1 pseudogene is annotated in these 372 nt (G+C 72.6%); it reads right to left on the reverse strand.

Annotated features, from left to right (window positions below):
* A pseudogene (locus UK12_RS33565) lies at positions 1 to 372 on the reverse strand (AAA family ATPase); the annotation flags it as partial.

Here is a 372-nt window from a genome sequence, read left to right on the forward strand (position 1 = left end):
ACCTGGAGCAGGACGTCGAAGACCTCCGGGTGGGCCTTCTCCACCTCGTCCAGCAGCACGACGCTGTACGGGCGGCGACGGACGGCCTCGGTGAGCTGGCCGCCCTCCTCGTAGCCGACTTACCCGGGCGGGGCGCCGACCAGACGGGCGACCGAGTGCTTCCCGCCGTACGCGCTCATGTCGCTCCGGACCATCGCCCGCTCGTCGTCGAAGAGGAAGGCGGCGAGGGCCTTGGCGAGTTCGGTCTTGCCGACGCCCGTCGGGCCGGCGAAGAGGAAGGATCCGGTCGGGCGGTCCGGGTCAGCGACACCGGCGCGGGTACGGCGCAAGGCGGCGGACACGGCCCGCTCCGTCGCGGTCTGGGTGATCAGC

This window comes from Saccharothrix sp. ST-888, from assembly GCF_000955975.1.
Classification (GTDB): Bacteria; Actinomycetota; Actinomycetes; order Streptomycetales; family Streptomycetaceae; genus Kitasatospora.